Source organism: Lapillicoccus jejuensis (assembly GCF_006715055.1).
Taxonomy (GTDB): domain Bacteria; phylum Actinomycetota; class Actinomycetes; order Actinomycetales; family Dermatophilaceae; genus Lapillicoccus; species Lapillicoccus jejuensis.
On record NZ_VFMN01000001.1, the window covers coordinates 4,417,994 to 4,440,462 of the forward strand.

General features: G+C 72.2%; 15 protein-coding genes and 3 rRNA genes. All 18 read right to left on the reverse strand.

Annotated elements, in window-relative coordinates; translation table 11 throughout:
• Positions 1–16: 16 nt before the first annotated feature.
• The gene (locus tag FB458_RS20470; RefSeq protein ID WP_141850116.1) at positions 17–1,111 is read right to left on the reverse strand and encodes a glycosyltransferase family 4 protein; all 1,095 of its coding nucleotides are present in this window, start codon (positions 1,109–1,111) and stop codon (positions 17–19) included.
• Positions 1,108–2,895 (reverse strand): lipid II flippase MurJ, encoded by a 1,788-nt coding sequence (locus FB458_RS20475; protein ID WP_170185773.1) that lies wholly within the window; start codon positions 2,893–2,895, stop codon positions 1,108–1,110. Before FB458_RS20475 ends, FB458_RS20470 begins: the two co-directional genes overlap by 4 nt.
• Positions 2,892–3,773: a hypothetical protein gene (locus FB458_RS20480; RefSeq protein WP_246061424.1), complete on the reverse strand. Its 882-nt coding sequence runs from the start codon at positions 3,771–3,773 to the stop codon at positions 2,892–2,894. The genes FB458_RS20475 and FB458_RS20480 overlap by 4 nt, the downstream gene beginning before the upstream one ends.
• Entirely contained in the window at positions 3,770–4,717 is a 948-nt protein-coding gene (locus FB458_RS20485; RefSeq protein ID WP_170185774.1) for a copper transporter, read from the reverse strand. The genes FB458_RS20480 and FB458_RS20485 overlap by 4 nt, the downstream gene beginning before the upstream one ends.
• Positions 4,714–5,898 carry a putative cytokinetic ring protein SteA gene (gene steA / locus FB458_RS20490; RefSeq protein WP_141850119.1) on the reverse strand — a complete coding sequence of 395 codons (1,185 nt, stop codon included), beginning with the start codon at positions 5,896–5,898 and terminating at the stop codon, positions 4,714–4,716. Before steA ends, FB458_RS20485 begins: the two co-directional genes overlap by 4 nt.
• Before the next feature lie 6 nt (positions 5,899–5,904).
• Positions 5,905–7,716 (reverse strand): DNA repair protein RecN, encoded by a 1,812-nt coding sequence (recN, locus tag FB458_RS20495; RefSeq protein WP_141850120.1) that lies wholly within the window; start codon positions 7,714–7,716, stop codon positions 5,905–5,907.
• Between the two features lie 10 nt (positions 7,717–7,726).
• Positions 7,727–8,638: an NAD kinase gene (locus FB458_RS20500; RefSeq protein WP_141850121.1), complete on the reverse strand. Its 912-nt coding sequence runs from the start codon at positions 8,636–8,638 to the stop codon at positions 7,727–7,729.
• Positions 8,635–9,438 carry a TlyA family RNA methyltransferase gene (locus tag FB458_RS20505; RefSeq protein WP_141850122.1) on the reverse strand — a complete coding sequence of 268 codons (804 nt, stop codon included), beginning with the start codon at positions 9,436–9,438 and terminating at the stop codon, positions 8,635–8,637. Before FB458_RS20505 ends, FB458_RS20500 begins: the two co-directional genes overlap by 4 nt.
• Positions 9,435–9,665 (reverse strand): hypothetical protein, encoded by a 231-nt coding sequence (locus tag FB458_RS20510; RefSeq protein WP_141850123.1) that lies wholly within the window; start codon positions 9,663–9,665, stop codon positions 9,435–9,437. The genes FB458_RS20505 and FB458_RS20510 overlap by 4 nt, the downstream gene beginning before the upstream one ends.
• Positions 9,666–9,685: 20 nt before the next feature.
• Positions 9,686–10,522: a hypothetical protein gene (locus FB458_RS20515; RefSeq protein ID WP_211356116.1), complete on the reverse strand. Its 837-nt coding sequence runs from the start codon at positions 10,520–10,522 to the stop codon at positions 9,686–9,688.
• A gap of 82 nt (positions 10,523–10,604) precedes the next feature.
• On the reverse strand, positions 10,605–11,657 hold the full coding sequence (locus FB458_RS20520) for an HAD-IIA family hydrolase (RefSeq protein ID WP_141850124.1): 1,053 nt from the start codon (positions 11,655–11,657) through the stop codon (positions 10,605–10,607).
• Positions 11,654–12,388: a tetratricopeptide repeat protein gene (locus tag FB458_RS20525; protein WP_141850125.1), complete on the reverse strand. Its 735-nt coding sequence runs from the start codon at positions 12,386–12,388 to the stop codon at positions 11,654–11,656. Before FB458_RS20525 ends, FB458_RS20520 begins: the two co-directional genes overlap by 4 nt.
• A 520-nt stretch (positions 12,389–12,908) precedes the next feature.
• Positions 12,909–13,025 (reverse strand): 5S ribosomal RNA (gene rrf, locus FB458_RS20530).
• 129 nt (positions 13,026–13,154) lie between these two features.
• A 23S ribosomal RNA gene (locus tag FB458_RS20535) occupies positions 13,155–16,295 on the reverse strand.
• A gap of 519 nt (positions 16,296–16,814) precedes the next feature.
• A 16S ribosomal RNA gene (locus FB458_RS20540) occupies positions 16,815–18,339 on the reverse strand.
• Together the 16S, 23S and 5S rRNA genes form the textbook arrangement of a ribosomal RNA operon.
• A 653-nt stretch (positions 18,340–18,992) precedes the next feature.
• The gene (gene tyrS / locus FB458_RS20545; RefSeq protein ID WP_141850126.1) at positions 18,993–20,252 is read right to left on the reverse strand and encodes a tyrosine--tRNA ligase; all 1,260 of its coding nucleotides are present in this window, start codon (positions 20,250–20,252) and stop codon (positions 18,993–18,995) included.
• Between the two features lie 84 nt (positions 20,253–20,336).
• Positions 20,337–20,966 carry a DNA-3-methyladenine glycosylase gene (locus FB458_RS20550; protein ID WP_141850127.1) on the reverse strand — a complete coding sequence of 210 codons (630 nt, stop codon included), beginning with the start codon at positions 20,964–20,966 and terminating at the stop codon, positions 20,337–20,339.
• On the reverse strand, positions 20,966–22,429 hold the full coding sequence (gene argH / locus FB458_RS20555) for an argininosuccinate lyase (RefSeq protein WP_141850128.1): 1,464 nt from the start codon (positions 22,427–22,429) through the stop codon (positions 20,966–20,968). The genes FB458_RS20550 and argH overlap by 1 nt, the downstream gene beginning before the upstream one ends.
• Positions 22,430–22,469 lie beyond the last annotated feature (40 nt).

A 22,469-nucleotide genomic window follows, 5' to 3' on the forward strand; every position in this document is an offset into this window, starting at 1 on the left:
GGGAGTCCATCGTACGTCAGGCGCGGACCAGCTCGGCGTACGACGTCGCCCAGCGGCGCGCCGACGCCGGCCCGTCGTCCCAGGACGCGGCCAGCGCACGCCCGGCCGCCCCCATCCGGGCGACCGCTGACGGGTCCGGCAGCAGCTCGTCGAGGACGCCGTCGACGGCGAGCGCGAGCCGCCGCGGGTCGCCCGGGGGGACGAGCCGTCCGGTGCCCTGCAGCAGGCCGGGCAGGCCGCCGACGGCGGTGGCGACGACGGGGACGCCGGCGGCCATGGCCTCCTGGACGACGAGGGCGCGGGCCTCCCAGTCGCTGCTGACGACGAGCAGGCTCGCGGCCCGCAGCAGGTCGGCGACGTCGGCCCGGGGTCCGAGGAGGCGTACGGCGCCCCGGGCGCGCGAGTGCAGCGCCTCCAGGTCGGCGGGGGCGCCCGCCCCGGCGACGGCCCAGACGACGTCCGGGGCGTGCTCGGCGAGCGCGGCGGCGTCGACGAGGACGTCGAGCCGCTTCTGGGGGGCGACCCGGGCCACCGTGAGGACGAGCGGGTGCGCGGCCCCCGCGCCGGGCACGAGACGGGCGGCGGCGGCCGCCCGGGCGGCCGCGTCCGGGACCGGCGCGGCGAGCAGGGCGGGGACGATCGGGGAGGGCACGGGGTCCAGCCGCGTCCGGCGCGCGCCGAGCCGGGCGGCGAGGTCGACGAGGTCCTCGCTGGCGCCGGTGACGAGCGCGGCCGAGCGCAGCGCGGCCGCGGCGGCGAGCGTCACCGCGCGTCCGGCGGGACCGGCCGGGGGCGGGTTGTGCAGCGACACGACCCGCGGCGGCCCGCCGGGGCCGGTGGCCGCGGCCGCGACGACGGCCGCCTGCAGGCCGTGGGCGTGGACAACGTCGGCGCCGCGCAGCAGGGCGCGGGCCGCCCGGGCGGGCCGGCCGAGGTCGCCCGGCCGGGCCGGCCACCAGCGCATCGCGTCGGCCCACCCGAAGTGCTCGGCGCTCGACGCCGGGGCGACGAGGCGCACGTCGTGCCCGAGCGCGCGCAGGTCGTCGGCCAGCTGGCCGACGTGGGTGCCGATGCCCCCCGTGGTCCGGCCGACGAGCAGCACCACCCTCACGGCAGGTCCGCCGGCTCGGGGGCCCGTCGTCGCCGTGCACGGGCGAGCACGGTCCGGGCGGTGTCCCGGTCGACGAGCGCGGCGACGAGCAGGACGAGCACGAGCCCCAGGACGCCGAGCACGAGGCCCTGGACGAGCGACGGGCCGAGTCCGGCGACGACCCACCCCCGCGCGAGGAGACCACCGGCGAGCGCCGCGACGAGCGCCCCGGCGAGGCCGGCGAGGCTCGCCCGGACGCCGCCGCGCAGCGCGTCGGGTCCCCAGGCGCGCACCACGGCGGCGACCAGGTCGAGGGCCGCGACGACCATGCCGACGGACGCCGACAGCCCGAGGACGACCAGGGCCCACCCGGGGGTGGAGCCCGGCCGGACGAGGACGAGCGGGACCGAGCCGGCGATGAGCCAGCCCGCTGCGACCGCGGACCCGGCGAGGAAGGGCCGCCCGCGGACGTAGAGCGCGCGGGTGAGCAGGGCGGCCAGCCCGAAGGCCGGCAGGCCGGGCAGCAGGGCGAGCAGCGCGGCCGGCAGCTGGGCCAGCACGTCGCGCCCGGCCCCCTGGCTGCGGCCGGCGTCGAGGGCGCCGAAGAACGCGCCGAGCGGCTGTGCCGCCGCGGCGAGCACCCCCGCGCCGACGAACCCGAGCACGAGGACCGCGCGGGCGGTCCGGGCCAGGACGCGGGTGGCCTCGTCCGACGGGGCGGCGGCCGCCCCGTGCCGGTGGCCCCGCCGTCCGGGGGCGTCGTCGCCGCCGGGCGGCTGCCCCGCCGCCCGCTCCCCCGCTGCCGGCTCCCCCGCCGCACCCTGCATCGTCGCCAGCGCCGGGAAGGCGGAGACCGCGACGGGGACGGCGAGGACGGCGTACGGGAGCAGGTAGAGCGTCTGGACGTACGTCGACACGTTGAGCACCCCGGTGCCCGCGCGCCGGGTGACGACGATCGTCGCGAGCACGGCGTACTGCTGGGCGACCAGGGCGAGCAGTCCCGCCCCGGCGAGCGCCCCGAGCCGGCGGCCGGCGCCGTCGGGCAGCCGCAGCGTCGGGCGCAGCCGGACCCCGAGCCGCGAGACCGGCACGAGCAGCGGCAGGCTGAGGACGACGACCCCGAGCGTCGTCCCCCCGGCGAGGGCGGCGACGGCCCCCGACGGGAGGGCGGCCAGGTCGCGGGTGGGGCCGGCGAGGGCGCCGTACAGGGCGTAGGCGCCGACGACGACGAGGCTGGACAGCAGGGGCGCGAGGGCGGCGGCGAGGAAGCGACGGTGCGCCTGCAGCACCCCGGCGAGGACGATCCCCAGCCCGTAGAGCGGGACCTGCGGCGCGAAGACGCGCAGCATCGTCGTGGCGAGGTCGCGGGCCCCCGGGCACTGGCCGTCGTCGACGACGAGCGGCGCGACGAGCGGGGCGGCGAGGGCCAGCAGCACCGCGGCCGGGACGAGCAGCAGCAGGGTCCAGGTCAGCAGCGCCGACCCGATCGCGTCCGCCTCCTCGCGCCGCCCCCGGCCCAGCGCCGAGCCGATGAGCGGGACGGCGACGGCGGCCAGGGCGCCGCCGGCGGCGACCTCGAAGAGCACGTTGGGCAGAGAGTTGGCCGCCTGGTAGACGGTGCCCACGCAGGTCGCGCCGATCGAGCGGGAGAACTCCAGCCACCGCCCGAAGCCGACGAGCCGGGCCGCGAGGGTGACGACGGCGACGAGGCCGGCCGCTCCCGCGATGCCGGACGCGGCGCCGGCCGGGCTCGCCCGGCCCGACGGGTCGGGCGCTCCCCCGGAGGCGTCCGCCGACCCGCTCACGACGGGTCCGGGGCCGCGGTGGGGCGCGGGCGGCCCCACTCGTCGAGGACCCGCAGCGGCGGCGTGGCGGCGATGACCCGGGTGAAGCTGACCCGTTCCGAGGCGAGGGTGAGGGCGACGACGGCGGCCGCGGCGGCCACCCGGGTCGCGCGGCCCCCGGTGAGCGCCGTGCCCGCGCCGAGCACGGCGCCCAGCGCGTTCGCCCCCGCGTCGCCCATCATCGAGCGGCCGGCCAGGTCGTCGGGCAGGGCGGCGGCGACGGCGCCGACGACGACCACGCCCGGGACGGCGCCCCGCACGGCCCCCGGCAGCGCGAGCAGCCCCGCGGCCTTGAGCGCCCGGCCGGGACGCAGGTCGAGCAGGTTGAGCAGGTTGGCGGTGCCGGCCACGAGCGCGGTGTCGACGAGCAGGTCGACGACGAGGTGGCCCGGGGACGGCGCACGGGCCGGGAGGCGGCGGGACGGCGTACGGCGGGCCGCGGCGGCGACCGCCAGACCGGTCAGCCCGAGGCCGGCGACCTTGACGGCGCCGGTCGTCACCTCGCCGCGCCGCAGCGCGCCGAGGTGGCCACGCAGCCCCTTGGCCCGGGCGTCCCCGGCGAGGTCGTCGAGCGCGCCGAGACCGCCTGCGGCGAGCGCGGCGCCGGCGAGGACCGCGGCGGGCGGTCCCGAGGCGGCGGCGCCGACCGCGAGCCCGGCGACGAGGGCGGGGCCCTCGAGCAGCGTCACCGCGGACCCGGCGTGGTTGGCGCGGGTCCACCGCGTCGTCCCGCCGGGCGGCGCGCCGTCGAGGACGCGGCGGGCGGCGAGCGCCCCCAGCGCGGCCAGCACCCCGCCGGCGACCCGGCGCCGGGGACCGGGCGGGAGCGCCGTGGTCACGAGGTGGACGGCACGTCGGACTTCGCGTCCGACGAGATGCCGTAGTGCCCCGTGGTGCCCTTGAGGTCGGCGGCGGCGGCCAGCACCAGCAGCCCGGCCCCGGTCACCGAGTCGGCGTGGTCGACGGTCGTCACGGTGGCCGCCTCCTGCTTGTCGGCGCGCACGCTCGTGACGAGCGAGGTCGTCACGTCCTGCCCGACCGCGGTGCTCGGTGACCCGGTGGCCACCAGCGCGCCCTCGGCGTCGGCGTCGAGCCGGGTCAGCAGGGTGCTCATCGTCGCCACCTGGGCGGCGACGGAGTCCTTGGTGCCGGACAGCGGGCCGCCGAGCAGGACGGCGTACTGGGCCCGGGCGGGGGCGTCGTCGCTGAGGTCGATGAGCCCCGCCTTGGTCAGCACCTGCAGGGCGGCGACCGACCCGGACGGCGCCGCCGGGGCGCCGTCCTTGCCGCGGACGAGGGTGCGGGCGAGGACCTGCGCGACGACGGCGTCGCCGTCGTCGCCGGACGTCGTCCCGAGCAGCGCGGACGCCTGCGCGCCGGCGGTGAGCCGGGCGGCGGCCGAGTCGGGGCTGCGGAAGGCGTCGGAGAGCGTGACGACGGTGGTCACCGTCGCCCCGGCCTGCTCGAGGGCGGTGCGGGTCACCTCCGAGAACTGCCCCGCGGTGTCGCTCGTGACGACGAGGACGACGGTGACGTCCTTGAGCCGGCCGGCGAGCGCGGTCGGGGCGACGGCGGCGGCGTAGTCGTTGCCCTGGGTGACGCTGCGCCCGGCGTCGTCGAGCTCGGTGCGCAGCTGGTCCTTCTCCTGGCGCAGCTGGGAGACCTGGTCCGACAGCTGGGTGCCGATGCTGCCCTGCAGGGGGCCGGCGCCGAGGACGATCCCGACTGCGAGGGCCACGAAGATCGAGACGATGGAGACGAGGTGGTAGCGGAAGTCGATCACGTGAAGAGGCCCGTCACCCAGGAGGTCAGGTCGTCCCAGCGCGCCCAGGCCACCTGGAGCAGCACCTGCCCTCCGGGGGTCGACTGCAGCGCGGCGAGCAGGGCGAGCAACGCGACCCCGAGCGCGCCGAAGAGCGACACCCCGGAGATCCGCGACCGGTAGAGCCGGTTGACGCCCTTGGCGTCGACGAGCTTGCCACCGACGCGCAGCCGGGTGAGGAAGGTGCTGGCCATGCCGGCCCGGCCCTTGTCGAGGAACTCGACGAGGGTGGCGTGCGTGCCGACGGCGACGATGAGGGTGGCCCCCTTGTCGTCGGCGAGCAGCATCGCGACGTCCTCGCTCGTGCCGGTGGCCGGGAAGACGACCGGCTCGATGCCGAGGTCGCGCACGCGCTCCAGGCCGGGCGCGCGGCCGTCGCGGTAGGCGTGCACGACGACCTCGGCGCCGCAGCGCAGGGCGCGGTCGCTGACCGAGTCCATGTCGCCGACGATGAGGTCGGGCTGGTGGCCGGCCTCGAGCAGGGCGTCGGCGCCGCCGTCGACGCCGAGCAGGACCGGGCGGTACTCGCGGATGTAGTGCCGCAGCGCCTGCAGGTCCTCGAGGTAGTGGTAGCCGCGCACGACGATGAGGGCGTGCCGCCCCTCGAGCCGGGTGCGGATCTCGGGGACGCCGACGCCGTCGAGGAGCAGGTCGCGCTCGCGCTTGAGGTACTCCATCGTGTTGCCGGCGAACGCCTCGAGCTGGACGGCGAGCCCGGCGCGTGCGGCCTCCATCGCCTCGCGCACGGTGTCGGCGTCCTGCCGGGTCCCGGTGGCGGCGACCTGGCCGCGCACGAGCAGGGTGTTGCCCTCGACGACCCCGACGTCGCCCTCCTTGAGCGCCGCCACCGCCTCCTGGCCGACGCCGTCGAGCAGCGGGATCCCCGCGCCGAGGAGGATCTCCGGGCCGAGGTTGGGGTAGCGCCCCGAGATCGACGCGGCCGCGTTGACGACCGCCGCCGGCCGCAGGGCCGCCAGCGCCTCCGCGCTCACCCGGTCGAGGTCGACGTGGTCGATGACCGCGACGTCACCGGGGCGCAGGCGCTTGGTGAGGTTCTTCGTGCGGGCGTCGACGCGGATCGGACCGCCGTGCTGGTGGGGTCCGGGGTCCGCGGAGCGGCGCAACCGTAACGAGAGGGACATCGGTGCTCATCGTGCCATGGTGCGGCGGGCCCTCGCCCGGCCCCGGCGTGGCGCGTCGCCGCCCGTGCGGGCCGCGGCCGCCTGCGCCACGAGCTCCCGGGCGTGGGCGAGCCCGGCGGCCGAGCCGGGGTCGCCGCCCATCATCCGCGAGAGCTCCGCGAGCCGCTCCTCGTCCTCGACGAGGGCGACCGACGAGGCCGTGACCCGGCCGTCGTCGTCCTTGCGCACGACGAGGTGCCGGTCGGCGAAGGCGGCGACCTGGGCGAGGTGGGTGACGACGACGACCTGGGCCCCGCGGGCCAGCGCGGCGAGCCGGGCGCCGACGTCGATCGCGGCGCGGCCGCCGACCCCCGCGTCCACCTCGTCGAAGACGAAGGTGGGCACGCTCGCCGCGCCGCCGCCCGCGGTGGCGGTGACGACCTCGAGGGCGAGCATGACCCGCGACAGCTCGCCGCCGGACGCGGCCCTGGCGACGCTGCGCGCGGGGGCCCCGGCGTTGGCGGCGAGCAGGATCTCGACCTCGTCGACGCCGTGCCGCCAGGCGCGCACCCGCTCACCGTCGACGAGCAGACCCTCGTCGCCGTCGGGCGGGGGCGCCGTCGTCACCGCGACCTCGACGCGCGCCTTGCCCATGGCCAGGTGCCCCAGCTCGGTGGTCACCCGTCCCGCGAAGTCCCGAGCCGCGGCCAGGCGGGCGGCCCGCAGCCGCGCCGCCCGCTCCCCCAGCCCGGCGCGCAGCTCGGCGGTCCGCGCCTCGAGGGCCTCGACCCGGTCGTCGGCCCCGAGGATCTCCTCGAGGCTCGCCGCGGCCTCGCGGGCCCAGGCGAGGACCTCGTCGACGGTGTCGCCGTAGGCGCGGGTCAGCGCGGCGAGGTCGGCCCGCCGCTGCTGCACCTGCGCCAGCCGGCCCGGGTCGACGTCGACCGACGCCCCGTACGACGCGAGGTCGGTCGAGAGGTCCGCGGCGAGGTAGGCGACCTCGGCGAGCCGCTTCTCCAGGCCGGCGAGCTCCGGGTCGTGCTCCTGCACCGGCGCGAGCGCCGAGCGGGCGGTCGCCAGCAGCTCGAGGACGCCGGCGGCGGCGTCGGAGAAGCCGTCGCCCTCGCCGGTCAGCAGCCCGTGGGCCTGCTCGGCGGCCAGGCGCAGCGTGTCGGCGTGGCCCAGCCGCTCGTCCTCGGCGCGCAGCGCGAGATCCTCCCCGGGCTGCGGGTCGAGCGCCTCGATGCGGTCGAGGCCGGCGCGCAGGGCGTCGACCTCGCGGGCGCGCTCGCGCGCGAGCCGGCGCAGCCGGTCCCGTTCCGCGACGGCCTCGGTCAGGGCGTCGTACGCCGCCGTGTACTCCTCCCGGGCGGTGCGCAGCGCCGGGCCGCCGGCGTCGTCGAGGACCTGGCGGTGCTGGTCGCCCTGGCGCAGCCGCCACTGGTCGGCCTGGCCGTGGACGGCGACGAGCTGCTCGCCCAGCTCGGCGAGGACGCCGACCGGGGCGGAGCGGCCGCCGACGTGGGCGCGGGAGCGCCCCTCGCGGCTGACCGTGCGGGCCAGGACGAGCTCGCCGTCGGTGTCGGCGCCCGCCTCGGCGGCGCGCACGAGTGCCGGGTGGCCGGGGGGCAGCTCGACGAGACCCTCGACGAGCGCGGTGTCGCTCCCGGCGCGCACGAGGCCGGCGTCGGCGCGGGCCCCGAGCAGGAGACCGAGGCCGGAGACGACCATCGTCTTGCCCGCCCCGGTCTCCCCGGTGAGGACGTTGAGGCCGGGGCTGAGGTCCAGCACGGCGTCGTCGATGACGCCGAGGCCGCGCAACCGGATCTGCTGGAACACGGGGCCCAGCCTACGGTCGGGCGGCGACACGCCCCTTGCCGCGCCACCCGGCTGTGGAGAGGTCGAACTTCGCCACCAGCCGGTCGGTGAACGTCGAGGCGTTGAACCGGGCCAGCCGCACGGGCAGCTCGCCGCGGCGCACCTCGATCCGGGCGCCGGGCGGCAGGTCGACCTGGCGCCGCCCGTCGCACCACAGGACGCCGTACCCCTGCGTCCCGGGGACGACCTCGACGGCCAGGTGCGAGCGCGGACCGACGACGAGCGGGCGGGCGAAGAGCGCGTGCGCGCTGTTGGGGACGAGCAGCATCGCCTCGACGTCGGGCCAGACCACGGGTCCGCCCGCGGAGAAGGCGTACGCCGTCGAGCCGGTGGGTGTGGAGATGACGACGCCGTCGCACCCCAGCGTCGACAGCGGGCGGTCGTCGACCTCGACGGTGACCTCGAGCATCCGCTCGCGGGACGCTTTCTCGACGCTGACCTCGTTGAGGGCCCACGAGCCCCAGGCCTCGCGGCCGTCCTCGTGGACGAGCACGTCGAGGGTCATCCGCTCCTCGACGACGTAGCTGCGCTCGAGGATGTGCTCGACGGTCGCGGCGACCTCCTCGCGCTCGGCCTCGGCGAGGAACCCGACGTGGCCGAGGTTGACGCCGAGCAGCGGGGCGTCCGAGCCGCGCGAGCACTCGGCGCCGCGCAGGATCGTCCCGTCGCCGCCGAGGACGACGACGAGCTCGCATCCGTTGGCCGGCTCCACCGGGTCGGACGGCACGACGGGGCCGACGTCGATGCCGGCGAACATCTCCTGCTCGGCGGGCGGGAAGGCCACCTCGACGCCGGAGGCGACGAGCTCCTCGACGACCCCGCGGGCGATGTCGACGACCTCCCGCCGGCGGGGGTGCGCGACGAGCAGGATGCGTCGGGTCACGGGGAGGCCTCCAGGGCGTCGAGGTCGGCGAGGTCGGGCAGCGCGACCGGCGGGTCGTCGGTGCGCGTCGTCACCCACAGTAGGTACTCACGGTTGCCGTCCCCCCCGCGGATCGGGCTGACGGCCAGACCCCGCGGGTGCAGCCCGAGGTCGACCGCCGTGGCCAGTACCCCGCGGACCGCCTCGTGACGCTGCTGGACGGAGGTGACGACCCCCGTGCGGCCCAGGCGCTCGCGGCCCACCTCGAACTGCGGCTTGACGAGGACGACGAGGTCGGCGTCCGGGGCGGCCAGGGCCGCCATCGGCGCCAGCGCCAGGCGCAGCGAGATGAAGGAGAGGTCGGCGACGACGACGCCGTACGGCGCCCCGAGGTCGCCCGGGGCGACGTCGCGGATGTTCGTCCCCGAGCGCTCCTCGACGCGAGGGTCGGCGGCGATCGCGGGGACGAGCTGGCCGTGGCCGACGTCCAGCGCGGTGACGTGCGCGGCCCCCGCCTCGAGCAGGACCTGGGTGAACCCCCCGGTGCTCGCGCCGACGTCGAGGCAGCGCCGCCCGGCGACGGCGAGGCCGTCGGGGCCGAACGCACGCAGGGCCCCCAGCAGCTTGTGGGCCGCGCGCCCGACCCAGGGCTCGGGCTCCCGGGTGAGGCCGACCTCGGCGCCCGGTGGGACGGGCGTCGACGGCTTGCGCTGCACGGTCCCGTCGACGAGGACGACGCCGTCGTCCAGCAGCTCGCGCGCCTGGGCCCGCGACCGGGCCAGCCCGCTGCGCACGAGCCGGGCGTCGAGGCGCTCGGTCACCCGCGGCCGAGGTCCTGCAGCCGCTCCTGCAGCCGCGCGTGGACGCGCTCCCCCGCCCGCGCCTGCGCGTCGAGGTCACCGTCGCGGGCGGCCTGCTCGAGCTCGCCGAGGGCCTCGTCGACCGGCTCGTCCCCGGTGCGGGGGGCGGGCCGGAAGGGCGCCGGGAAGAGCCCGTCCTCGCCCTCGTCGAGGGGCTCGGGGTGGGCCTGGTCGTCCGCGTCGCTCACCCGGGCAGCCTAGCCGCGGGTCACGACCCCGACCCCGAGCCCGTACGGCGCCGCGTGGTCGCCGTCGTCGTGGCGGTCGTGCGCTTCGTGGGTGTGGCCTTCTTGGCCGTGCTCGTGGTGGTCGCGGCCCTCTTCGCGGTCGTGCTCTTCGCGGTCGTGCTCCTCGTGGCCGTGGCCTTCTTGGCCGTGCTCTTCGCGGCCGCGGCCGTCTTCGCGGTGGTGCTCCTCGTGGCCGTGGCCTTCTTGGCCGTGCTCTTCGCGGCCGTGGCCTTCTTCGCGGTGGTGCTCTTCGTGGCCGCGGCCTTCTTCGCCGGGGTGGCCTTCTTCGCCGGGGTGGCCTTCTTGGCGGTCGTGGCCGTCCCGGCCGTCGTCCGAGCGGGGGCCGGCTCGGTGAGTGGACGCTCGGGAGCGGGGACCGGGCGCGGGGTGGGACCGCCCTTGCCGAAGGCCTGCGCGGCGGCGGCGCCGGCACGGGAGACGCCGACGAGACCGGCGGCGGCCGCGTTCCGGGCGACGGCGGACGGGGTCAGCTGGGCCCGCAGCTCGTCCACGTCGGCGGCGAGCGAGGCGACCGCCTCGACGGCGCGCGACAGCTCCGACGACGGGCTCGACAGGGCCGCCGAGACGCCCTTCTCGACCTCGGACCGGACCAGCACGAGCAGGCTCTCGCGGTTGGCGCGGGCCGCGGCGAGGATCTCCTCGGCGAGGGCGCCCGCCTGACCGAGGGCGGGCGTGGAGACCACGCCGGCGCCCAGCGACAGCAACGCGTCGGCCGCTTCGGTCGCCTTGGCCTTCGTCAGCTCCCCGAGCCCGGCCGCGAGCTGGAGGTAGCCGCGCAGCGACTCCATCGACGACATCCTGCTGTCCTTCCGTCACCGTCCCGCACGGGCGATCACCCGTGGGGTCGACCGGACGGCAGTCGCGGTCGTCCTCGTCAGGCTAGTGGGCAGCGCCCGACCTCGCCGTTCTCGCCGCGTCGTCGACGGCGTGGGCCAGGTCGCGCAGCCGGTCGGCGTCGGTCCCGGCGTCGCGGGCGGTGAGCAGCAGGCGCAGACCCGCCGCGAGCACCTCCGCCTCGGCGACGTCGGGGTCGGCGTCGGCGACCGGCCGCGTGCGCTCCACCTCGAGACGCTCGTCCGCCAGGCGGGCCCGGTGCCCGCCGGCGACGGTCCAGCCGTCCTCCTGGCGCACCGGCACGGGGTCGGCGTCGAGCGCCCGCAGGTCACGCGCGACGTACGTCGGCTGCGGAGACCCGGCGACGTCGGCCAGCGAGGCGAGGTCGTGCACGCCGGTGAGCACCCAGAGCGAGTCCATCCCGGCGGCGTCGGCGCCGAGGATGTCGGTGTCGAGCCGGTCCCCGACCCCGAGCAGCCGCCGGCTGCCGAGCCGCTCGGCGGCGACGTCGTACAGGTCCGCCTCCGGCTTGCCGACGACCTCCGGCTGCGTCCCCGTGGCGCGGGCGACCGCGGACACGAGGGTGCCGTTGCCGGGAGCCACCCCGCGGTCGGTCGGCAGCGTCCCGTCGGTGTTGGTGGCCACCCAGTCCGCACCCCCCTCGACGGCGTACGCCGCCTCGGCCAGGTCCGCCGCGGTGACCTCCGGTCCGTATCCCTGCAGGACGGCGACCACCGGATCGGCACCGGCGCGCAGGTCGGCGGGCGCCAGGGGCTCGAGCCCGCGCTCGCGCAGGGCCAGGGTCACGCCCTCACCGCCGACCGCGAGCACCCGGGCTCCGGTCGGGACCCGCCCGGCGAGCCGTCGCGCGCCCGCCTGCGAGCTCGTCACGACCGCGTCGTCGTCGAGGGTCAGCCCGAGCCGGCGCAGGTGCTCGACGACCGCGGCGGGCGGGCGCGAGGCGTTGTTGGTCGCGTAGACGACAGGAGCGGTGCCACCGTCGAGGACCTCGACGGCGTGCGGGACGGGGTCCGGTCCGCGGTAGACCACCCCGTCGAGGTCGCAGACCAGACCGTCGTACGACGACCGCAGGCTCACGCGCGCTCGTCCTCGGCGCGCGCGGACGTGGGCTCCTCACCCTGCCCGTCCGGCTGCTCGTCCTCCGGCTCGTCGAGCAGGTCCGTCGAGACGACGCCGTCGAGCTCCTCGAGTCGCTCGGCCGCGTCGGTCTCCCCGTCGTCGTCCGCGTCGACCGCCCGTGCGAACGCCTCACGCGCCTGGTCGGCGCGGCCGACCGCGAGGAGGGCCTCGGCGTGCGCGTAGGCGAGCCGCGCGGTCCACGGGTGACGACCCCGCGCCGTCAGCTCGGGGACGCGCAGCCCGGCGAGGGCGGCCTCGGGCTGGCCGAGGTCGCGACGGATCCCGGAGACGACGATGGCCAGCTCCACCCGCTCGTCCCGACCGAGGGTCTTCGCCTCCGGCGAGCCGGCCAGCTCGAGCGCCTTCTCGTAGCGACCGAGGGCGCGCTCGGAGTCGACCATGAGCGGCAGCAGGTGCGAGGAGCCGGACAGCCGGCGGACGGTGCGGAACTCGGCCAACGCCTTGGTCCAGTCCCCCAGCCGATAGCAGACGAGCCCCATGGCCTCACGGGCGGCGGGGACGCGTCCGGCCCGGCGGACCGCGGTCTGGGCGTGGAGCATCGCCGTGTCCGGGTCCTCGTCGAGCAGCAGGGCGACCATGACGAGGTGCTGCGCGACGCCCTCGGCGTTCTCCTTGCTGAGGGTCCGCAGCTGGGTCCACACCCCGCGGTCGAGCTCCTTCCCGGTCACGCCCTCGGAGATCGCCGGCTCGGGGACGCGCGGCGCGCGAGCGGGACCGCGGTCGTCGTCACGGCGCGGCCGACCGACACCGCCCCGGGGCGGCCGACCGTCCCGCGCCGGACGCTCGCCCCGGTCCGGCCGGTCCCCGCGGTCCGGTCGTCCACGGAAGTCGGGGCGGCCCTCACGGGCGTCGCCGCCTGGACGGCCGGCGCCACCGGGGCGTCCCGCGCCACCGGCTCGACCGGGACCACCGGGTCGTCCCGAACCGCCCGCCCGACCGGGACCACCCGGGCGGCCACCGCCCGAACGACCCGCGCCCCCGGATCGCGGCCCCTGGGGTCCGCGCGACCCACCCCGTCCGCTCGACCCCGCCGCGTCTCCCGTGCTCATGCCTGCTCGTCCTCGTTCGTCGTCCTGGTGGTGCCGGCCGTCGGTCCGCGCCACGCACTCGCGACGATCCTAGGGTCCGGACATGCGAAAGCGCCTCGCCGGGGCTGACCGCCCTGGCGAGGCGCTTTCGTGAATGGTTGTCCGGCTGCGTCCTACTCTCCCACACCGTCACCAGTGCAGTACCATCGGCGCTGAAGGGCTTAGCTTCCGGGTTCGGAATGGGACCGGGCGTTTCCCCTTCGCTATGACAGCCGTAACTCTATGGAGATATCGCAGGCACCCGCGGCACGCCGGTCTGGGCGTTGGGGTGTCCCGACCGTATCTCGGGAACTCGACAGTGGACGCGGGCAGCCACACCTTGACGGTGATCAAGGAGATGTGTGGTGGTGTTAAGTCGTCGGCTTATTAGTACCGGTCAGCTTCATGCATTACTGCACTTCCACATCCGGCCTATCAACCCAGTAGTCTAGCTGGGAGCCTCTCGGAACTCTCGTTCCATGGAAACCTCATCTTGAAACGTGCTTCCCGCTTAGATGCTTTCAGCGGTTATCACTTCCGAACGTAGCTAATCAGCGGTGCCCTTGGCAGGACAACTGACACACCAGAGGTTCGTCCATCCCGGTCCTCTCGTACTAGGGACAGCCTTTCTCAAGTTTCCGACGCGCGCAGCGGATAGGGACCGAACTGTCTCACGACGTTCTAAACCCAGCTCGCGTACCGCTTTAATGGGCGAACAGCCCAACCCTTGGGACCTACTCCAGCCCCAGGATGCGACGAGCCGACATCGAGGTGCCAAACCATGCCGTCGATATGGACTCTTGGGCAAGATCAGCCTGTTATCCCCGGGGTACCTTTTATCCGTTGAGCGACGGCGCTTCCACAAGCCACCGCCGGATCACTAGTCCCGACTTTCGTCCCTGCTCGACATGTCTGTCTCACAGTCAAGCTCCCTTGTGCACTTACACTCAACACCTGATTGCCAACCAGGATGAGGGAACCTTTGGGCGCCTCCGTTACCTTTTAGGAGGCAACCGCCCCAGTTAAACTACCCACCAGGCACTGTCCCTGATCCGGATCACGGACCGAGGTTAGATATCCAGAACGACCAGAGTGGTATTTCAACGTTGACTCCACCGACACTGGCGTGCCGGCTTCACAGTCTCCCACCTATCCTACACAAGCCGTACCGAACACCAATACCAAGCTGTAGTAAAGGTCCCGGGGTCTTTCCGTCCTGCTGCGCGTAACGAGCATCTTTACTCGTAGTGCAATTTCGCCGAGTTCGCGGTTGAGACAGTGGAGAAGTCGTTACGCCATTCGTGCAGGTCGGAACTTACCCGACAAGGAATTTCGCTACCTTAGGATGGTTATAGTTACCACCGCCGTTTACTGGCGCTTAAGTTCTCAGCGTCGCCGTGAGGCTAACCGGTCCCCTTAACGTTCCAGCACCGGGCAGGCGTCAGTCCGTATACATCGTCTTGCGACTTCGCACGGACCTGTGTTTTTAGTAAACAGTCGCTTCTCCCTGGTCTCTGCGGCCGATCACGCTCAGGAAGCACGTTCCGTCACGATCAGGGCCCCCCTTCTCCCGAAGTTACGGGGGTATTTTGCCGAATTCCTTAACCACGATTCACTCGATCGCCTTGGTATTCTCTACCTAACCACCTGAGTCGGTTTGGGGTACGGGCGGCTCGAACCTCGCTAGAGGATTTTCTCGGCAGCATAGGATCACCCTCTTCCCGCATACGCGGTCACTATCAGGTCTCAGGCTCGTCATCGAAGACAGCGGTGCGGATTTGCCTACACCGCGCCCTACACCCTTGGACGTGGACAACCATCGCCACGCGGAGGCTACCTTCCTGCGTCTCCCCATCGCTTACGTACTACCCGCTCGGGTCGCGCGCTCCGCCAGGAGTTGTCCGAAGACGCATCCTGGTTTCAGGCGCTGAGCATCACGGGGTTCTGTAGGGGCGGTTCTTCGCCGGTTCCGGAATATCAACCGGATGTCCATCGACTACGCCTGTCGGCCTCGCCTTAGGTCCCGACTTACCCAGGGCAGATTAGCTTGACCCTGGAACCCTTGGTTATTCGGCGGACGGGTTTCTCGCCCGTCTTTCGCTACTCATGCCTGCATTCTCACTCGTGTGGCCTCCACGGCTGGATCACTCCGCCGCTTCCCTGGCCACACGACGCTCCCCTACCCATCAACACGCTTGGACCATGGACCCGCAGGTGCCACGGCCGGGCATAGTGTCAATGCCACAGCTTCGGTGGTGTGCTTGAGCCCCGCTACATTGTCGGCGCGGAATCACTTGACCAGTGAGCTATTACGCACTCTTTCAAGGGTGGCTGCTTCTAAGCCAACCTCCTGGTTGTCACGGCAACTCCACATCCTTTCCCACTTAGCACACGCTTAGGGACCTTAGCTGGTGGTCTGGGCTGTTTCCCTCTCGACTACGGAGCTTATCCCCCGCAGTCTCACTGCCACGCTCTCACTTACCGGCATTCGGAGTTTGGCTAACGTCAGTAACCTGGTGAGGCCCATCGGCTATCCAGTAGCTCTACCTCCGGCAAGAAACACGTGACGCTGCACCTAAATGCATTTCGGGGAGAACCAGCTATCACGGAGTTTGATTGGCCTTTCACCCCTACCCACAGCTCATCCCCTCAGTTTTCAACCTAAGTGGGTTCGGTCCTCCACGCAGTCTTACCTGCGCTTCAACCTGGCCATGGGTAGATCACTCCGCTTCGGGTCTAGACCCAGCGACTATGACGCCCTGTTCGGACTCGCTTTCGCTACGGCTTCCCCACACGGGTTAACCTCGCCACTGAGCACTAACTCGCAGGCTCATTCTTCAAAAGGCACGCCGTCACCCCACAACACCTAGACGGTGAAGAAGGCTCCGACGGATTGTAGGCACACGGTTTCAGGATCTATTTCACTCCCCTCCCGGGGTACTTTTCACCTTTCCCTCACGGTACTTGTCCGCTATCGGTCACCAGGGAATATTTAGGCTTAGCGGGTGGTCCCGCCAGATTCACACGGGATTTCTCGGGCCCCGTGCTACTTGGGAACACTGCCCAAGGAGTCCACGCCATTTCGTCTACGGGGGTAGCACCCTCTATGCCGGGCCTTTCAATGCCCTTCGACTATGACGCGAATTTCTTACTCCCCGCCGAGATGTCAGTCCCGGCCAGCAGGTCCCACGACCCCCCATCTGCAACGCCTGACAGCTATCACACAGATCGGGTTTAGCCTCTTCCGCTTTCGCTCGCCACTACTCACGGAATCGCGGTTGCTTTCTCTTCCTGTGGGTACTGAGATGTTTCACTTCCCCACGTTCCCTCCACACGCCCTATATATTCAGGCGCGGGTGACTGGACTTGCCTCCAGCCGGGTTTCCCCATTCGGACATCCTCGGATCACAGTCTGGTTATCGACTCCCCGAGGCATATCGCAGATTCCTACGTCCTTCTTCGGTTCCTGGTGCCAAGGCATCCACCGTGTGCCCTTATCAACTTAACAACACAAAATCACACAGAGATTCTCTTGGACGCACACACCACACCCACCGACCCGAAGACCGGCAACAGCATGGTTGTGTGCGAGATGCTCGCGTCCACTGTGGAGTTCTCAACATACGGGCGGTCCCTGCTCCACCCGCACGGCCAGACCCGAACGCTGCGAACAGCGTCGGCGGTACACGTGCAGGAGCAGGCCCACAAGCACTACCAGAAGGCATCCGATCATCATGGAGGAGCCACCACCGCCTGACGGCGACACCAGCTCCCCATGACGGCCCGATCCTTCAGGACCCAACAGCGTGTCATGGCCCCTCCCCCGACGCCGGCTGCGGTCCACTGCCTCCAGCAGCCCCACCCGAAGGCAGGACCGCTGTCAGCTTGTACTGGCTCACCGGCACCCGAGAAGGCGCCGTAATCGATGTTCCACCCGTGAGCACCTGCTGTGGGACGTGCGCCCACAGACCAGGCTCTGCACCAGCCCCCGACCGATCCGGCCGGCGGGCTCGTGAGTGCTCCTTAGAAAGGAGGTGATCCAGCCGCACCTTCCGGTACGGCTACCTTGTTACGACTTAGTCCCAATCGCCAGTCCCACCTTCGACGGCTCCCCCCTCAAGAGGTTGGGCCACCGGCTTCGGGTGTTACCGACTTTCGTGACTTGACGGGCGGTGTGTACAAGGCCCGGGAACGTATTCACCGCAGCGTTGCTGATCTGCGATTACTAGCGACTCCGACTTCATGGGGTCGAGTTGCAGACCCCAATCCGAACTGAGACCGGTTTTTTGGGATTCGCTCCACCTTACGGTATCGCAGCCCTTTGTACCGGCCATTGTAGCATGCGTGAAGCCCAAGACATAAGGGGCATGATGATTTGACGTCATCCCCACCTTCCTCCGAGTTGACCCCGGCAGTCTCCTATGAGTCCCCGGCATTATCCGCTGGCAACATAGAACGAGGGTTGCGCTCGTTGCGGGACTTAACCCAACATCTCACGACACGAGCTGACGACAACCATGCACCACCTGTACACCGACCTTGCGGGGCACCCATCTCTGGATGTTTCCGGTGTATGTCAAGCCTTGGTAAGGTTCTTCGCGTTGCATCGAATTAATCCGCATGCTCCGCCGCTTGTGCGGGCCCCCGTCAATTCCTTTGAGTTTTAGCCTTGCGGCCGTACTCCCCAGGCGGGGAACTTAATGCGTTAGCTGCGGCACGGATCTCGTGGAATGAGACCCACACCTAGTTCCCAACGTTTACGGCATGGACTACCAGGGTATCTAATCCTGTTCGCTCCCCATGCTTTCGCTTCTCAGCGTCAGTTATGGCCCAGAGACCTGCCTTCGCCATCGGTGTTCCTCCTGATATCTGCGCATTTCACCGCTACACCAGGAATTCCAGTCTCCCCTACCACACTCTAGTCTGCCCGTACCCACTGCAAGTCCGGGGTTGAGCCCCGGATTTTCACAGCAGACGCGACAGACCGCCTACAAGCTCTTTACGCCCAATAATTCCGGACAACGCTCGCACCCTACGTATTACCGCGGCTGCTGGCACGTAGTTAGCCGGTGCTTCTTCTGCAGGTACCGTCACTTGCGCTTCTTCCCTGCTGAAAGAGGTTTACAACCCAAAGGCCGTCATCCCTCACGCGGCGTCGCTGCATCAGGCTTTCGCCCATTGTGCAATATTCCCCACTGCTGCCTCCCGTAGGAGTCTGGGCCGTGTCTCAGTCCCAGTGTGGCCGGTCGCCCTCTCAGGCCGGCTACCCGTCGTCGCCTTGGTGAGCCATTACCTCACCAACAAGCTGATAGGCCGCGAGCCCATCCCAGACCGAAAAACTTTCCACACGGTAGACATGCATCTCCGTGTCATATCCGGTATTAGCTCCGGTTTCCCGAAGTTATCCCAGAGTCTGGGGCAGGTTACTCACGTGTTACTCACCCGTTCGCCACTGATCACCCAAGAGCAAGCTCTCGAGGTCACCGTTCGACTTGCATGTGTTAAGCACGCCGCCAGCGTTCGTCCTGAGCCAGGATCAAACTCTCCGTTGATGTTTTTCGCCCCCACCAACCACCAAAGGGCCGGCGAGGAAAACTCAACCCCGAAGGGCTAAATCACTAGCTGAACACAAACGACTAGCTCTCAAAAACTAGATCGATCGTTGTCAACCAAAGGAATCTCCCCCGACACCATCCACGCCAGCCCATATGACCGACATACGACAGCACCGAGACGAGGTAAAACTTGGCATCGATTACTGACACGCTGTTGAGTTCTCAAGAATCGGACGCTCACCACCACCCCACCCTGCGGGCGAGGCTGCCGGGGCAACCCTCACAACTTACTCGGCCGGACCGGTCCGGGTCAAACCCGCGGGCCGCCGTCTTCGGCGTCCCAGCAGGCCCTCCTCGGGCCCCTCGGCGCTCCCTCACCGTAGCAGGCTTTCGGCCTGCCCCCGTCCGCCCTGGGGCGGGCCCGGTCGACCTGGCGGACCAGATCCTCCGAGCGAGGGGCCAACCCGCGGGACCGGCCTCCGTCGGGGGGCTCGCGCCCACCTCGTCGGTGTCCGTTCCTCCCTCTCGGGCTGACGTCCAGAACAGTAGACGGGCTCGGGCCGACAACACAAATCCGTGGTCCCGCGAGGGCGCCGTACGGCCCCGTTCTCGTTGTGAGGCAACGGGGATCTGGCCCTACGGAGGGCGACTCAGGCCCGTCGGGCCGCCGCCATCGCCTTGCGGCCGCGCTTGAGCACGGCCACCCGACCGTGCAGGAAGTCCCCCTCGGCGAGCACCTGCTCGGGGTCGGTCACCTTGGCGTTGTTGAGCGAGGCCCCGCCGTCGCCGATGGCCCGACGGGCCGCGTTGCGCGACTCGACGAGCCCCGTGGCCACCAGCGCGTCGACCACGCTCGTGCCCACCGGGACCTCGGCGCCCGGCAGCTCGGCCGTCGCGTCCCCGAGGGTCGCCCCGTCGAGGCCGGCGAGGTCGCCCTTGCCGAACAGCGCCTCCGAGGCCGCCTGCACGGCGGCGCACGCCTCGGCGCCGTGGACGAGGGTCGTGATGTCGGCGGCCAGGGTCCGCTGCGCCTCCCGGCGGAACGGCTCGTCGGCCACCGCCCGCTCGAGCCGCGCGATGTCCTCCTCGTCGCGGTCGGTGAAGACCTTGAGCAGGCGGACCACCGAGGCGTCCTCGATGTTGAGGAAGTACTGGAAGAACGCGTAGGGCGAGGTCATGTCCGCCGACAGCCAGACCGCGTTGCCCTCGCTCTTGCCGAACTTCACCCCCGACGAGTCCTCGAGCAGCGGCGTCGACAGCGCGTGGACGGTCACCCCCTCCGCCCGGTGGACGAGGTCCACCCCCGCGGTGATGTTGCCCCACTGGTCGCTGCCGCCCGTCTGCAGCGTGCAACCGTGCGCGCGGTACAGCTCGAGGTAGTCCAGCGCCTGCAGGAGCTGGTAGCTGAACTCCGTGTACGAGATCCCCTGCTCGCTGGCCAGCCGCGTCGCGACGGCGTCCTTCTTGACCATCTGGTTGACGCGGAAGTGTTTTCCCACGTCACGGAGGAAGTCGATGGCCGACATGGGCGCCGTCCAGTCGAGGTTGTCGACCAGCAGCGCGGGGTTGTCCCCGTCGAAGACCAGGAAGGGCCGGACCAGGGCCGTGATCCGCGCGACGTTGTCGGCGGTCTGCTCCTTGGTCTTGAGGATCCGCTCGCTCGTCGGTCTCGGGTCGCCGATGAGACCGGTCGACCCGCCCACCAGGCAGATGACCCGGTGCCCGGCCCGCTGGAAGTGCCGCATCACGACGAGCTGCACGAGGTTGCCGAAGTGGAGCGACGGGGCCGTCGGGTCGAAGCCGCAGTACATCGTCACCGGTCCGTCGGCGAGGGCCTGTCGCAGGGCGGTCTCGTCGGTGGACTGCGCCACCAGACCCCGCCACTGCAGCTCGTCGAGGACTGTGCTCACGACCGGTCGCTCCGTTCCGTCGTCGGTGGTCCGCCGGGGCCCGCTCCGGGCCCGGTCGGGGCGTCGTACGGGGACCAGCCTGCCCTACGCGCCCGGGCGAGGAGCACGGGGTTTCGCCGGTCGGTACGGCGACACGGTGGGTTCGCCGTCCAGCCACCACCGCCAGGGGTAGCGGTCGGCGTCGCCGCCCTCCCCCGCGACACCGACCCGCGGGCCGGAGCGCCACCGGGCGGGGTCGACGGGCTCGGCCGGTGCGCGCAGCACGACCGGCGAGCCGGGCGCCGTGGTGTCGAGCCCGGACAGGGCCCCGTCGACGCCCAGGGTGGTGGCCAGCCGGGCCGGACCCCGGCACCAGTCGCGGGGGCGGACCCCGGGGCGCCGTACGGCGGCGGTGTCGTGGCCCGCGACCACCTCACCGGCGCGCAGCAGCACCGCCTGGGCGGTGCCCTCGCGGCCGGTGACGACGTTGACGCACCAGTGCATGCCGTAGGTGAAGTAGACGTAGAGCAGACCGCCCGCACCGAACATCGGCGCGGTCCGCGGTGTCCGCCCGCGGTAGGCGTGCGAGCCGGGGTCCACCGCCCCGCTGTAGGCCTCGACCTCGGTGAGCCGCACGGTCACCCCGGCGTGGGTCAGCGTCGCCCCCAGCAGCGCCGGCGCGACGTCGTGGACGTCGCGCCCCAGGGCCCGGCGCCCCAGCCGGCGACCGGGCATCAGGCCCCGCGCGGTCCGCGGGCGACGGGCGCGGTGAAGGCGCGCGACCCGGCGGCGGCCGCGCGGGCACGGTCGAGCTGCTCGGCCACCCGGGCCGGCGCCGTCCCGCCGACGGCGTCGCGCGAGGCCAGCGAACCCTCGACGGAGAGCACCTCGCGCACGGCGGGCGTCAGGTGCGGGTCGATCCCGGCGAGGTCCTCGTCGGTGAGGTCCCACAGCTCGACCCCCCGCTGCTCGCAGGCGCGCACGCAGGCGCCGGCCACCTCGTGGGCGACCCGGAACGGCACGCCCTCGCGCACCAGCCACTCGGCGACGTCGGTCGCGAGCGCGAACCCCTGCGGCGCGAGCGAGGCGAGACGCTGCGTGTCGAAGCGCAGCGTCGCCACCATGCCCGCGAAGGCGGGCAGCAGGACCTCGAGGGTGTCGACGGCGTCGAAGACCGGCTCCTTGTCCTCCTGCAGGTCGCGGTTGTAGGCCAGCGGCAGGGCCTTGAGCGTCGTCAGCAGCCCCGAGAGGTCGCCGACGAGACGACCCGCCTTACCGCGCGCGAGCTCGGCGACGTCGGGGTTCTTCTTCTGGGGCATGATGCTCGACCCCGTCGAGTAGGCGTCGTCGAGGACGACGTACGAGAACTCCTTGGTGGCCCAGAGGACGACCTCCTCGGCGAGCCGCGAGACGTCGACGGCGACCATGGCGGCGACGAAGGCGAACTCGGCGGCGACGTCGCGCGACGCCGTCCCGTCGATGGAGTTCTCGACGCTGCGCGCGAACCCGAGCTCCTCGGCGACCGCCTGCGGGTCGAGCCCGAGCGAGCTGCCGGCGAGGGCACCGGAGCCGTACGGCGACACGTCGGCGCGGGCGTCCCAGTCGCGCAGCCGGTCGACGTCGCGCAGCAGCGCCCACGCGTGGGCGAGCAGGTGGTGGGCCAGCAGCACGGGCTGGGCGTGCTGCAGGTGCGTCCGTCCGGGCATCGGCACGCCGGCGTGGGTCGTTGCCTGGGACACGATCGCGTCGACGACGTCGAGGACGAGCGCGGCGATGGTGCGGGCCTCGTCGCGCAGGTACATCCGCAGCAGCGTGGCGATCTGGTCGTTGCGGGAGCGCCCGGCGCGCAGCCGGCCGCCGACGTCGGCCCCGGCGCGCTCGACGAGCCCGCGCTCCAGCGCGGTGTGGACGTCCTCGTCGTCGTCGGCGGCGACGAAGGCCCCCGAGACGACGTCGGCCTCGAGCGCGTCGAGGGCGGCGAGCATCGACGCCAGCGTCGGGTCGTCGAGCAGGCCGGCCCGGTGCAGCACGCGGGCGTGGGCGCGGGAGCCGGCCAGGTCGTGCCGGGCCAGGCGCCAGTCGAAGTGGGTGCTCTTCGACAGCGCGGCGAGGGCGTCGGCCGGACCGCCGGAGAAGCGGCCGCCCCACAGGCTGGCGGAGGAGCGGCTGCCGGTGGGGGTGGTCGGGTCGGTCGTCATCGTCGGGGGCTCCGCTGGTCGTGGGTGGGTGGGTGGGCCG